This is a genomic window from Allofournierella massiliensis (genome assembly GCF_964241245.1).
GTDB lineage: Bacteria > Bacillota > Clostridia > Oscillospirales > Ruminococcaceae > Allofournierella > Allofournierella massiliensis.
On sequence record NZ_CAXSWZ010000006.1, the window covers coordinates 1 to 12,625 of the forward strand.

General features: G+C 62.7%; 11 protein-coding genes. 9 read left to right on the plus strand and 2 right to left on the minus strand.

Going from position 1 to position 12,625, the window contains the following annotated elements; genetic code table 11:
* The first annotated feature begins 127 nt into the window (after nt 1-127).
* The 8 genes from ACESYO_RS04520 to ACESYO_RS04555 all read left to right on the plus strand — a co-directional run bounded on the left by ACESYO_RS04520 (nt 128) and on the right by ACESYO_RS04555 (nt 8,484).
* Nucleotides 128-1,885, plus strand: coding sequence for an ABC transporter ATP-binding protein (locus ACESYO_RS04520; protein ID WP_058962772.1), 1,758 nt, complete (start codon nt 128-130; stop codon nt 1,883-1,885).
* 128 nt (nt 1,886-2,013) lie between these two features.
* On the plus strand, nt 2,014-2,556 hold the full coding sequence (locus ACESYO_RS04525) for a stage V sporulation T C-terminal domain-containing protein (protein ID WP_058962771.1): 543 nt from the start codon (nt 2,014-2,016) through the stop codon (nt 2,554-2,556).
* Nucleotides 2,557-2,775: 219 nt separating this feature from the next.
* The gene (hrcA, locus tag ACESYO_RS04530; protein WP_276870007.1) at nt 2,776-3,804 is read left to right on the plus strand and encodes a heat-inducible transcriptional repressor HrcA; all 1,029 of its coding nucleotides are present in this window, start codon (nt 2,776-2,778) and stop codon (nt 3,802-3,804) included.
* Nucleotides 3,801-4,406 (plus strand): nucleotide exchange factor GrpE, encoded by a 606-nt coding sequence (locus ACESYO_RS04535; RefSeq protein WP_283128458.1) that lies wholly within the window; start codon nt 3,801-3,803, stop codon nt 4,404-4,406. Before hrcA ends, ACESYO_RS04535 begins: the two co-directional genes overlap by 4 nt.
* Nucleotides 4,407-4,483: 77 nt before the next feature.
* Nucleotides 4,484-6,313, plus strand: coding sequence for a molecular chaperone DnaK (gene dnaK / locus ACESYO_RS04540; protein ID WP_058962768.1), 1,830 nt, complete (start codon nt 4,484-4,486; stop codon nt 6,311-6,313).
* A 159-nt stretch (nt 6,314-6,472) separates the two neighbouring features.
* Nucleotides 6,473-7,660: a molecular chaperone DnaJ gene (gene dnaJ / locus ACESYO_RS04545; protein ID WP_058962767.1), complete on the plus strand. Its 1,188-nt coding sequence runs from the start codon at nt 6,473-6,475 to the stop codon at nt 7,658-7,660.
* A gap of 184 nt (nt 7,661-7,844) precedes the next feature.
* Nucleotides 7,845-8,195, plus strand: coding sequence for a helix-turn-helix domain-containing protein (locus ACESYO_RS04550; RefSeq protein ID WP_058962766.1), 351 nt, complete (start codon nt 7,845-7,847; stop codon nt 8,193-8,195).
* A gap of 58 nt (nt 8,196-8,253) precedes the next feature.
* Nucleotides 8,254-8,484, plus strand: a complete 231-nt coding sequence (locus ACESYO_RS04555; protein WP_058962765.1) for a sporulation initiation factor Spo0A C-terminal domain-containing protein — start codon at nt 8,254-8,256, stop codon at nt 8,482-8,484.
* 85 nt (nt 8,485-8,569) lie between these two features.
* Here ACESYO_RS04555 and ACESYO_RS04560 read toward each other — a convergent pair whose 3' ends face one another.
* Nucleotides 8,570-10,096: a sensor histidine kinase gene (locus tag ACESYO_RS04560; RefSeq protein WP_058962764.1), complete on the minus strand. Its 1,527-nt coding sequence runs from the start codon at nt 10,094-10,096 to the stop codon at nt 8,570-8,572.
* Nucleotides 10,097-10,108: 12 nt separating this feature from the next.
* Nucleotides 10,109-10,795: a response regulator transcription factor gene (locus tag ACESYO_RS04565; protein ID WP_058962763.1), complete on the minus strand. Its 687-nt coding sequence runs from the start codon at nt 10,793-10,795 to the stop codon at nt 10,109-10,111.
* Nucleotides 10,796-11,245: 450 nt separating this feature from the next.
* Here ACESYO_RS04565 and ACESYO_RS04570 point away from each other — a divergent pair, with 450 nt between their 5' ends.
* On the plus strand, nt 11,246-12,604 hold the full coding sequence (locus ACESYO_RS04570; protein WP_373209458.1) for an MATE family efflux transporter: 1,359 nt from the start codon (nt 11,246-11,248) through the stop codon (nt 12,602-12,604).
* Nucleotides 12,605-12,625: the final 21 nt, after the last annotated feature.

The following is a 12,625-nucleotide window of genomic DNA, read 5'->3' on the forward strand; positions in this document are numbered from 1 at the left end:
CTTGAAAAAGTCTCTTCCGATCCTGCTTTTCACAAAAAGTGGGGGCTGTTGCTCAACTTCCGTTTTGCAACAGCCCCTTTTATGTGTAATTCCCCAAAATCCAACAAAGACGAGGACAGAATAACTTATGAACACCCAAGCCAAAAAGCAGGGCCTGATGCGGCGCTTCTGGCCCTACCTGCGCAAGTACCGGCATATCCTTTTGCTGGATCTGTTCTGCGCGGCCCTTACCACTCTGTGCGACATGGTGCTGCCGCTGATCATGCGCTACCTGACCAACACCGCCACCACCGATCTGGCGGCGCTCACCGCTCAGGTGGTGCTGCAGCTGGGCGCCGTGTATCTGGTGCTGCGGCTCATCGACGGCGCGGCCAACTATTACATGGCGGACATGGGCCATGTGATGGGCGTGTATGTGGAAACCGACATGCGCCGGGATGCCTTTGCCCATCTGCAGAAGCTGGGCCATACCTATTATTCCAACACCAAGGTGGGCCAGATCATGGGCCGCATCACCAACGACCTGTTCGATGTGACCGAGTTCGCCCACCACTGCCCCGAGGAATTCTTCATCGCGGCCATCAAGATCACCGCCTCCTTCGTGATTCTGTGCCAGTCCAGCGTGGCGTTGACCCTGATCCTCTTTGCCTGCGTGCCCCTGATGGGGGTGGTGTCCACCTTCATCAACCTGAAGGTGCGGGCGGCCTTCCGCCGCCAGCGGGTGCAGATCGGTGAGCTGAACGCCCGCATTGAGGACAGCCTGCTGGGCGAGCGGGTGGTGAAGGCCTTCGCCAACGAGGAAGTGGAGAAGGAAAAATTTGAGAAGGACAACGCCGCCTTTCAGGCCATCAAGAAGCAGAGCTACCGCTACATGGCCGCCTTCCAGACCAGCACCCGCCTGTTCGACGGTCTGATGTATCTGGTGGTGATCGTGGCCGGCGGCCTGTTTCTGGTATACGGCAAGATCGATCCGGGCGACATGGTGGCCTATATGCTGTATGTGACCACCCTCATCGCCACCATCCGCCGCATTGTGGAATTTGCCGAGCAGTTCCAGCGGGGCATGACCGGCATCGAGCGCTTCTGCGAGATCATGGACGCGGACGTGGAAATCTTCGATGAACCGGACGCCAGACCCCTGACGGTGACCGAGGGCGCCATCCGGCTGGAGGATGTGAGCTTTGAATACCCGGACGACCACAATCAGGTGCTGCGGAATGTGAACCTGTCCATCCGGCCAGGCGAAAAGGTGGCGCTGGTGGGCCCCTCCGGCGGCGGCAAGACCACCCTGTGCAACCTGATTCCCCGGTTCTACGATGTGACCAGCGGCCGCATCCTGATCGACGATCAGGACGTGCGCAGCGTGACCCTGAAGAGCCTGCGCGGGGCCATCGGCGTGGTGCAGCAGGATGTGTATCTGTTCAGCGGCACCGTGTACGAGAACATTGCCTACGGCAAGGTGGGCGCCAGCCGGGAAGAGGTGATCGCCGCCGCAAAGCTGGCGGGCGCCCATGAGTTCATCACCCAGCTGAAAAACGGCTACGATACCTATGTGGGCGAGCGGGGCGTGAAGCTGTCCGGCGGGCAGAAGCAGCGCATCTCCATTGCCCGGGTATTTTTGAAGAACCCGCCCATCCTGATTCTGGACGAGGCCACCAGCGCGCTGGACAACGAGAGCGAGGTGCTGGTGGGCAAGAGCCTGGAGAAGCTGGCCAGGGGCCGTACCACCCTGACCATCGCCCACCGGCTGACCACCATCCAGCATGCGGACCGCATTCTGGTGCTGGGGGCCGAGGGCATCGAGGAAGAGGGCACCCACGAACAGCTGCTGGCAAAGCAGGGCGTGTACTACCGGCTGTGGAACGGCATGGTAGGCGCGGAATAAATAACGTTTTGAGCAGAGCCCCCGGGCGGCAGTTCGCCGCCCGGGGGCTTTTTTCGCTTGCGGGTGCATAAACTGGAAATTCTGGCAGATACTACGAATTACAATACCAATCCAAAAAGGAGTCTGCCATGAAAGCAACAGGAATCGTGAGACGCATCGACGATCTTGGCCGGGTGGTGATCCCCAAGGAGATCCGCCGCACCCAGCGCATCCGGGAGGGCGACCCGCTGGAGATCTTCACCACCGGCGCCGGGGAGGTCATCTTTAAAAAGTATTCCCCCATGGGCGAGCTGGCGGGCTTTGCCGCCCAGTACGCCGAGGCCCTGCACAAAATACTGGGCCTGACCGCGCTGGTCTGCGACCGGGACAGCATCATCGCCGCCGCCGGCGCAGCAAAGCGGGAGTATCAGGAGCGGGGCGTGAGCATCCCGCTGGAGCGCATCATGGACCGGCGCAAGCCCTTCTGGCACAGCGGCAAGGCCGAGGAGTGCGTGTTCCCCTGCGAGGGGGCCGACCGGCACATTCTTGCCGCCTGCCCGCTGCTGGCCGGGGGCGATGTGGCCGGCGCGGTGCTGCTGCTCTCGGCTGACAAGAGCGCCCGCCCCGGCGAGCCGGAGCAGGCCGCATTGCAGATTGCGGCGGCCTTTCTGGCAAAGCAGGTGGAGGCCTGAAGCGCCAGTTTTTCGGCTCCCACGCCCCTGCGGGGCGGCGGGAGCCTTTGTTTTGCCCTGCCCAAGCAGGGGAATTATGGCAGATTGTGAACAAAGCATGAAACTTTTAAAATTTTTGCGCACCCCCTTGACAGCCGTATAAAATGGAGTAAAATAGACTTAGCACTCGGGAACATAGAGTGCTAAACAAAGAACAAAAAGAGGTGAGGACCTGTGCCGATGGATGATCGAAAGCAGCGCGTGCTGGAAGCGATTGTTGCCCTGTATACCCAGGGCGGCGAACCGGTAGGCTCGGGTCTTTTGAGCCAGTATCTGGACATGGCGGTCTCCAGCGCAACGCTGCGCAACGAGATGGCCGCCCTCACCAAGCTGGGCCTGCTGGAGCAGCCCCACACCAGCGCGGGCCGGGTGCCCAGCGCCAAGGGCTACCGGTATTATCTGGATCATCTGATGCAGCCCAAGGCGGGGCTGAGCGCCCGCCAGAAGGCCCAGATCGATCAGGTGTTCGCCCGGCTGGACTACGAGCCGGATAAGCTGGCGGAGGGCGCGGCCAAGGCGCTGGCGGAGCAGACCGGTTACACGGTGGCCGCCACCACCCCCCGGTCGGACGATCTGCGCATCGCCCATTTCGAGGTGGTGCAGGTGGGCCGGTATTCCGCCGCGGTGCTGGGCGTGACCAGTGCTGGCGGGGTACGCACCCGGGTGGCCCGGCTGGAAACCGGTTTTTCCCGGCAGGACGCCCAGCTGGTTGCCATGGCCCTGAACCGGGGGCTGGCCTTTGTGGCCCCGGCGGATCTGAGCGCCCAGCGGCTGGCGGCTGTGACCGCCAGCATGGGCGAAAAGGGCCCGGCGCTGTATCCGGTGGTGCAGGCCGCCGCGGCGCTGCTGTGTGAGGCCGCCAAGGCCCGCACCTATCTGGAGGGCCAGCAGTATCTGCTGCGCTGGCCCCAGCTGGAGGGCTGTTTGCCCGGTGTGCTGGAGCTGTTCGCCGATCAGGAAAAGGCGGGCCGGTTCATCACCCCGCCCACCGGCCGCACCTCGGTGCTGCTGGGGGAGGACATGGAAAACCCCATGCCCGGCCTCTGTGTGATGGGCAAGCGGTATCTGGCAGGCGGCGGGCTCACGGGAGCCATCGCGCTGCTGGGCCCGGTACGGATGCCCTTTGAACAGCTGATCCCCATTCTGGAATATTATGCCTTGAAGCTCGGCGAATGTATGGCCGGCAAGGCGCAGGAGGACAATACATGAGCGAAGAGATGAAAAACCCCGCGCAGCAGCCCGAAGAGCAGCCCGCGGAGGAAACCAAAGCCGCTGAAACCGGCACCCCGGAAGAAAACGCCGGGCAGGAGCCGAAAAAGCACGGCAAGGAAAAGAAAAAGGATCTGGCCGCCGAGCTGGAGGCCGCAAAGGCAGCAGCCGCTGCCGCCGAGGCCGCGCTGAGCGCCGCCAAGGATCAGCTGCTGCGCACCGCCGCCGAGTACGAAAACTTCCGCAAGCGGTCCGCCCGCGAGCAGGACGCCGCCTTCAACAACGGCGTGGGCTTCGCGGTGAGCCAGATTCTGGCCATTCTGGATACGCTGGACATGGCGGCCAACGCCCCCACCACCGACGAGAACTACAAAAAAGGCGTGATGATGACGCTGGACAAAGCGGCCGCTGCCTTCAAGGTGCTCAAGGTGGAGGAGATCCCCGCACTGGGCCTTCCCTTTGACCCGGAGGTGCACAGCGCCGTGATGCAGCAGCCCGCTGCCGAAGGGCAGGAGAGCGGCACCGTGGTGCAGGTGTTCCAGAAGGGCTATAAACTGGGCGACAAGGTCGTCCGCCATGCTACCGTTGTGGTGGCTGAATAAGCAGAAAAGCCAACCGGCTTTTTGATAAAAACAATCAACTTCATTCTGATACGATTCGAGAAGGAGAGGAATAGATTATGAGCAAGATTATTGGTATTGACCTGGGTACTACCAACAGCTGTGTATCCGTTATCGAGGGCGGCGAGCCCGTTGTGATCGCCAACGCCGAGGGTGCCCGCACCACCCCCAGTGTGGTGGGCTTCACCAAGACCGGCGAGCGTCTGGTCGGCCAGGTGGCCAAGCGCCAGGCCATCACCAACCCCGAGCGCACCGTGAGCTCCATCAAGCGTCACATGGGCACCGACTACAAGGTTTCCATCGACGGCAAGGACTACAACCCCCAGCAGATCAGCGCCATGATTCTGGCCAAGCTGAAGGCGGACGCCGAGGCCTACCTGGGCGAGACCGTTTCCGAGGCCGTGATCACCGTGCCCGCTTACTTTAACGACAGCCAGCGTCAGGCCACCAAGGACGCCGGCACCATCGCCGGCCTGAACGTGCGCCGTATCATCAACGAGCCCACCGCTGCGGCTCTGGCTTACGGCGCCGACAAGGACAACGACCAGAAGATCATGGTTTACGACCTGGGCGGCGGCACCTTCGATGTGTCCATCATCGAGATGGGCGACGGCGTGACCGAGGTTCTGGCCACCAACGGTGATACCCACCTGGGCGGCGACGACTTCGACCAGCGCATCATCGACTGGATGGCCGACGAGTTCCAGAAGGAGAACGGCATCGACCTGCGGGGCGACAAGATGGCTGCTCAGCGCCTGAAGGAAGCCGCCGAGAAGGCCAAGATCGAGCTGTCCGGCGTGCCCAGCACCGCCATCAACCTGCCCTTCATCACCGCCGACGCTACCGGCCCCAAGCATCTGGATATGACCCTGACCCGCGCCCAGTTCGACAAGATGACCGCCGATCTGGTGGAGCGCACCATGGTTCCCGTACGCAAGGCTCTGCAGGACGCCGGCCTGCGCCCCAGCGATCTGGGCAAGGTTCTGCTGGTGGGCGGTTCCACCCGTATCCCCGCCGTGCAGGAAGCCGTTAAGAAGGAGATGGGCTGCGAGCCCTTCAAGGGCATCAACCCCGACGAGTGCGTTGCCATCGGCGCTGCCATTCAGGGCGGCGTGCTGAACAAGGAGGTCGGCGGCATCCTGCTGCTGGACGTTACTCCTCTGAGCCTGGGCATCGAGACCCTGGGCGGCGTCTGCACCAAGATCATCGAGCGCAACACCACCATCCCCACCAAGAAGAGCCAGATCTTCTCCACCGCCGCCGACAACCAGCCCAGCGTTGAAGTCAACGTGCTGCAGGGCGAGCGTGAGATGGCTGCCGACAACAAGAGCCTGGGCATGTTCAAGCTGGACGGCATCCCCGCCGCTCCCCGTGGCGTGCCTCAGATCGAGGTTACCTTCGACATCGACGCCAACGGCATCGTGCATGTAAGCGCCAAGGATCTGGGCAGCGGCAAGGAGCAGAGCATCACCATCACCGCTTCCACCAACATGAGCAAGGACGACATCGACAAGGCCGTTCGTGAGGCCGAGCAGTTTGCCGCCGAGGACAAGAAGAAGCGCGAGGAGATCGACACCCGCAACGGCGCCGATCAGCTGGTGTTCCAGACCGAAAAGACCCTGAACGAGCTGGGCGACAAGGTGGACGCCTCCAAGAAGGCCGAAGTGGAAAGCAAGCTGGCTGAGCTGAAGGAAGCTCTGAAGGGCACCGACATCGAGGCCATCAAGGCAAAGCAGGAGGCTGTGCAGAAGGCCTTCTACGCCATCAGCGAGGAGCTGTACAAGAACGCGCAGGCTGCTCAGGGCGCACAGCCCGGTGCGGACGCGGGCGCTGCCAACGGCGGCAAGCCCGACGACGGCGTGGTTGACGCGGACTTCAAAGAGGTATAAAATAATACTCTCAGCCGCCCCGGCCCAGGCTGGGGCGGCAATTTCTGGTTGTGCGATTCAGGCAACACCACACCATTCACGGCGAACGCCTCATACGGCGTATCGCCCCGGTGATTTTACATGAGGGGCCCGCCCGGCGGGCTTTTAGGTGAGAAATTTATGGCAGACAAACGCGATTATTACGAGGTCCTTGGCGTTGCGAAGAACGCCAGCGACGATGAATTGAAAAAAGCGTACCGCAAGCAGGCCAAAAAGTATCACCCGGACCTGAACCCGGGCGACAAGGAGGCCGAGGCCAGGTTCAAGGAAGTGAACGAGGCCTACGAGGTTCTGGGCGACAAGGAAAAGCGCGCCCGGTACGACCAGTTCGGCTTTGCGGGCGTGGATCCCAGCTACGGCGCAGGCGCCGGCGGCGCGGGCGGCTTTGGTGGCGGCTTCGGCGGCTTTGGCGGCGGCTTCGGCGGCGTGGATCTGGGCGACATCTTCGGTGATATCTTCGGCGGCGGCTTTGGCGGCGGCTTCGGCGGCGCCCGGGCCAACCCCAACGCCCCCCGCAAGGGCGCGGATGTGCGGGTGAGCCTGGTGCTCAGCTTCATGGAGGCCGTGCACGGCTGCACCAAGACCATCACCATCAACAAGCAGGATACCTGCCCCGAATGCGGCGGCAGCGGCGCGGCCAAGGGCACCAGCCCCGAGACCTGCCCGGACTGCCACGGCACCGGCTATGTGAACCGGAACATCCGCATGGGCGGTATGGTCATGCAGCAGCGCCAGCCCTGCTCCCGCTGCGGCGGCAAGGGCAAGATCGTGAGCACCCCCTGCGGCCACTGCCACGGCACCGGCAAGGTGGGCGCGAAAAAGACGCTGGAGGTCAAGATCCCGGCCGGCATCAACGACGACCAGAGCATCGCGCTGCGCGGCCAGGGCGACGCCGGTGTGAACGGCGGCCCCGCCGGTGACGTGATCGTGATCGTGACCGTGCGGCCCGACCCCATGTTCGAGCGGGACGGCTACGACGTATGGGTCAACGTGCCCATCACCTTCAGTCAGGCGGTGCTGGGCGCCTCCGTGGTGGTTCCCACCGTGGACGGCAAGGTGGAATACACCGTGCCCGAAGGCACCCAGAGCGGCACCACCTTCCGGCTGCGCGGCAAGGGCATCCAGTATCTGGGCGGCCGCGGCCGTGGCGACCAGTATGTGAAGGTGAACGTGGAGATTCCCAAAAAGCTGAACAAGGCCCAGCGCGAGGCGCTGAAAGCCTTTGAGGAGACCCTCAGGGACGAAAACTACGAGCAGCGCAAGGGCTTCTTCAAGAACCTGAAGGATCTGTTCGACAAGAACAAGTAAACAAATGCAAAGCACCCGTTCCGGAAATGCTCCGGAACGGGTGCTTTTTTGTTGGGAAAAGGGGATTTTATCCGTTTTGTTGCTCTTTGGAACGAGCGTTCGTTCTTTGGCTTCTGTATGCGGGCAGGCTGTCAATTTATACTATCTTTAGAACAAAATTCCGTTCTGAAGGAGGGGGCAAAGCGTGGACGCAAAGGCAGTGGGCCAGCGGATCCGGGCCGCGAGAGAACGAAAGCATCTGACGCAGGAAGAGCTTGCCGCCCTTGTGGATATCAGCCCCACCCATGTGAGCGTGATCGAGCGGGGAACGAAAATTCCCAGGATGGACACCTTTGTGGCCATTGCCAATGTGCTGCAGGTCTCGGCGGACAGCCTGCTGGTGGATGTGGTGGATCGGGCGGCCAGCGGGGTGGCCTGTGAGCTTTCGGATGCCATTGATACCCTGCCGCGGGAGGAAAAGCAGAGGGTGCTGAATGCGGTGAGTGCGTTGTTTTTTTCCTTTCGTCGACAGGGTAATCGAAATTCTGATGTCTGAAAAATATATACTTATTCCAGAGAACCGGTCGAAATTGAAAAAAGCGGAGGAAGAAACGATGGCAAATTTTCAGAAAATGCTGAAAGAGATCGCACGGCGCAACGGCACCACCCCGGAGCATGTAAGGCAGGAGATGCAGCGGGCCATTGACCGGGCATGGGAACAGAACGGCGGAATGCCCGGCTCGGTGTGGGCGGGCATGACCTTCCGGGGCGAGCGCCCCACCCCGGAGGAGCTGATCCCCCAGCTGGCCGCGCTGATGCAGAAAAACGGCACCCTTGCCGGATGAACAGAAAAATGCCCCCCGTACCCGGAAACCCCGGGCGCGGGGGGCATTTTGCGTCAGTGGGTCAGGAAAAACAGGGAAGGGGCCGTCAGCCCTGATCCTTTGCCTCGAACCAGAAGCAGGAGCCCTCGCCCAGCGTGCTGTTCACGCCGAAGCGGAAGCCGTGGCTTTGCAGAATCGCCTTGGTGATGGAAAGCCCCAGACCGGTGCCCACCTTGCCCGCGTCGCTGCGGCTGCGGTAGTAGCGGTCGAAGATATAGGGCAGATCCTCCTTGGCGATGCCCGCGCCGTGGTCGGCCACCTCCACCCGCACGGTGCCCTTTTCCGGGGCGTTCACCCGCAGGATGAAGATGTTGTCCGGCCCGATGTGGTGCATGGCGTTGCCCAGCAGATTGTGCAGCACCCGCTCCATCATGGCCGGGCCCGCCGAGATGGTGCAGTCGGTTTCCGGATCCGGCAGCTCCAGCTTCAGGGTGTAGCCGTTCTGGGCGCACACCGCCTCGTACCGCTGGGCCACCTCTTCGCACAGCTGGGAAAGGTCGAACCGCACCTTTTCCGGCTTGTCGGTGCCGCTGCTCATCTTGGAAAGCTCCATCACGCTGTTCACCAGCCCGCTCAGCCGGTCGGTCTCGTCCACAATCACGTCCAGCTGGGCGGTGCGCTTCTCCGGATTGTCGCCGGTCAGGTCACGCACCGTCTCCGCATAGCCCTTGATCAGGGTGAGCGGAGTGCGCAGATCGTGGCTCACGTTGGCCAGCAGATCCCGCTGCAGCTGTGCGGCGCGGGATACCTCGCCCGCCATGTGGTTGAAGTCCGCCGCCAGCAGGCCGATCTCATCGGTTTCGGGCACGTTCACCCGCACCGAGTAGTCGCCCTCCGCCAGCTGCCGTGTGGCGTGGGAGAGCTTGGTCAGCGGTTTGGTGAACCAGCGGCTGAACAGCCAGGACGCCACAATGGAGAAGGCCATCAGGCACAAAAAAATCCAGGGCATCAGCTGGCCCAGCACCACGCCCGCCTCGTCGATGCGGGCCAGGCTGGTGCAGAAGATCACCGAGTAGGTTTCGTCGCCGTTTTTGGCCACGCGGCCCACCGCCATCTGCCGGGTGGAGGCGTTCTTGTCCACCACCAGCTCCTTTTTCACAAAGCCCTGGCTGAGCACCGTGGCCCGCAGGCTTTCCACCACGCTGCCGTTCCACACCGAGGTCTTGCCGTTGATGGAGGTGGTGAAGGAGGCCTCGTGCAAAAGGCAGGGATACAGGTTTTCAAAGCCGGTCACATGCTGGAGGGTGGAGTCCGCCAGATCGAAGCAGGTGTTGGAGGCGTCCAGCTTGCGGCTCTGGATGGCCGAAAGCAGCGAGGCCTCGAAGCTGCTGCTCACCTGCGCGTCCAGAATGGGCAGGCTGCGGGTGCTGATGGGCTCGGTGGAGGACTCGATGATGGACACCACCGTGTTCACCTGATTCAGAAGATGCTTGTAGATGTAGTGGTTGTACAGCGGCTGCATGAAGTGGGTCACAAAGACCCATACCAGAATCAGCACAAAGGCGCTGGCCAGGCACAGAAACATCATCAGCCGGTAGCGCAGGCTGAAAAAATGGGGTTTGGTTTTTGCCATAAACGGCGCTCCTTACTTGACCGCTTCCGGGTCGAATTTGTAGCCGATGCCCCAGACGGTGACGATGGCGTCCCGATAGCGGCCCAGATGGCTGCGCAGCATCTTGATGTGGGTGTCCACGGTGCGATCCTCGCCGTAGTAGTCGTAGTTCCACACCTTCTGCAGAATCTTCTCGCGGGAGAGGGCGATGCCCCGGTTGGTGGCCAGGAACACCAGCAGATCGAACTCCTTCGGAGTGAGGGACGCCTCCTGCCCGTCGATCTTCACGCTGTGGCTCACCGAGTCCACCGTGAGGCCACCGAAGGTGTAAACGCCGCCCTCGGCCTCGGTCTTGGGCAGGGTGCGGTTCAGCACCACCTTCACCCGGGCCACCAGCTCCCGGGGGCTGAAGGGCTTGACCACATAATCGTCCGCGCCGCCCTCCAGACCGGCCAGCTTGTCGTATTCCTCGCCCCGGGCGGTGAGCATGATGACGGGTGTGTCGATCTTGCGGCTGCGCATCTGGCGCAGGCAGGTCATGCCGTCCACAAAGGGCATCATCACGTCCAGAATCACCAGGTCGATGCCGCCCAGCGAAAGAGCGGCCAGCGCCGCGCCGCCGTCGCTGGCTTCCTCACAGGTGAAGTTCTCGTGCTCCAGATGGGCGCGGATCAGGTCCCGGATGCGGGGTTCGTCGTCTACGATCAGGATTTTCGGCATAAAAGATTACCTCCTGTTAATTTCTGCAAAAGCGGCCGGGGAAGCCCGGAGCCGCAGTTCTGTCTCCCGGTAACACCGCACAATTCACGCCTGCCGGCTCAGGCGGCGTATCGCGCCAAAATTTTCCGTGCTGTTTTCCAAAAATGCTCGCCAGGCCACAAAGGATTGGCTGTGCTTTTTGGTTCACATCACAAAAAATTTTCCGGCGCGCTCCACCATCTGGAATTGCGCGGTATTACCTTTATATTACCATAATAGGGGAGCGGTGTGGACAAAATGTGAAAGCCGAGCAAAAAATTCGTGGCGCTTGATTGACGGAGCCTTTCAGGGGGCGTACAATGTGGGGGAATGAACGCCCCACCCACCGAAAAGAGGTGGCCGGAGCGGGAAGAAAAAGGAAAAAAGATCCAGATGGTTCGCCCGGTGAACAGGGCGGAGGAGGGACGAGGAATGAGTCAGGATATGACGCGGGGCAACCCGGCACGGCTGATCCTTTTGTTTGCGCTGCCGCTGTTTGTGGGCAACCTGTTTCAGCAGCTTTACAACATGGCGGATACCCTGATCGTGGGGCGGGCGCTGGGAGCCCAGGCACTGGCGGCGGTGGGCTGCACCGGCAGCCTGAGCTTTCTGATTCTGGGCTTTGCCCAGGGGCTGACCAGCGGCTTTTCGGTGGTGCTGGCCCAGCGCACCGGCGCACGGGATGCCGAGGGCGTGCGCCGCAGCTACGGGTGCGCCATTCTGCTCACCGGGCTGGCCACCCTGCTGATCACCCCGGCGGCGGTGGCGCTGTGCGGCCCGCTGCTGGAGCTGCTGCGCACCCCAGCGGATATTCTGCCCCAGGCGCAGGCGTATATCTCCATCATCTTCGGGGGCATGTTCGCCTCGCTGCTGTTCAACCTGCTGGGCAACACCCTGCGGGCCCTGGGCGACAGCCGCACCCCGCTTTATTTTCTGGTGGCGGCCAGCGTGGTGAACATCGTGCTGGACATTCTGCTCATCACCCGGTTTTCCATGGGGGTGCAGGGGGCGGCGCTGGCCACGGTGGCGGCCCAGCTGGTGAGCGGCGGGCTGTGCCTGTGGTACATCGGCCGCCGGTTCCCCCAGCTGAAGCTGAGCCCCCGGCATTTCCTGCCCGGCCCGGCGGAGGTGTGGGCGCATCTGCGCATCGGCCTGCCCATGGCCTTTCAGACCTGCCTGATCTCCATCGGCACCCTGATTCTGCAGGCGGCGGTGAACGGCCTTGGAGCGGATGCGGTGGCCGCTTTCACCGCAGGCAACCGGCTGGAGGGTGTGTTCACCATGCCGCTGGTGTCCTTCGGCACCACCATGGCCACCTACACCGCCCAGAACTACGGCGCACAGGATTACCGGCGCATTGCACTGGGCCTGCGCCAGTGCCTGACCATGGCGCTGGGATACAGCGTGGCCGCGGCCGCGGTGAGCATCGGTCTGGGGCGGCAGCTGGCCGGCCTGTTCCTGCCCGGGCAGGCCGAGGTGGCCCGGCTGGCCCATATCTACCTGATCATGGTGGGCATCGGCTACTGCTCGCTGGCGGTGCTGTATATCTGCCGGTTCAGCCTGCAGGGCCTTGGCCGGGGCGCGGTGCCCACCGCCGCGGGCGTGGTGGAAATGGCCATGCGCATGGTGGCGGCGCTGCTGCTCACCGCCCCGTTCGGCATGGCCGGTGCCTGCTCGGCCGCACCCCTTGCCTGGACGGCCAGCGCCATTCCGCTGGCGGTGGCGCTGTGGCGGGAGGTGCGCATCCTGCTGGGGCGGGCGCAAACCCGGCCGCAGACTGCCGCCCGTTGAACCGGTCGCCCCGTGGGCACA

Coding starts and splice junctions, on each gene's coding strand:
- ACESYO_RS04570 (WP_373209458.1), top strand. CDS start 11,246: ATGAGTCAGGATATGACGCGGGGCAACCCGGCACGGCTGATCCTTTTG.
- dnaK (WP_058962768.1), top strand. CDS start 4,484: ATGAGCAAGATTATTGGTATTGACCTGGGTACTACCAACAGCTGTGTA.
- ACESYO_RS04555 (WP_058962765.1), top strand. CDS start 8,254: ATGGCAAATTTTCAGAAAATGCTGAAAGAGATCGCACGGCGCAACGGC.
- dnaJ (WP_058962767.1), top strand. CDS start 6,473: ATGGCAGACAAACGCGATTATTACGAGGTCCTTGGCGTTGCGAAGAAC.
- ACESYO_RS04520 (WP_058962772.1), top strand. CDS start 128: ATGAACACCCAAGCCAAAAAGCAGGGCCTGATGCGGCGCTTCTGGCCC.
- ACESYO_RS04565 (WP_058962763.1), bottom strand. CDS start 10,795: ATGCCGAAAATCCTGATCGTAGACGACGAACCCCGCATCCGGGACCTG.
- hrcA (WP_276870007.1), top strand. CDS start 2,776: ATGGATGATCGAAAGCAGCGCGTGCTGGAAGCGATTGTTGCCCTGTAT.
- ACESYO_RS04525 (WP_058962771.1), top strand. CDS start 2,014: ATGAAAGCAACAGGAATCGTGAGACGCATCGACGATCTTGGCCGGGTG.
- ACESYO_RS04535 (WP_283128458.1), top strand. CDS start 3,801: ATGAGCGAAGAGATGAAAAACCCCGCGCAGCAGCCCGAAGAGCAGCCC.
- ACESYO_RS04560 (WP_058962764.1), bottom strand. CDS start 10,096: ATGGCAAAAACCAAACCCCATTTTTTCAGCCTGCGCTACCGGCTGATG.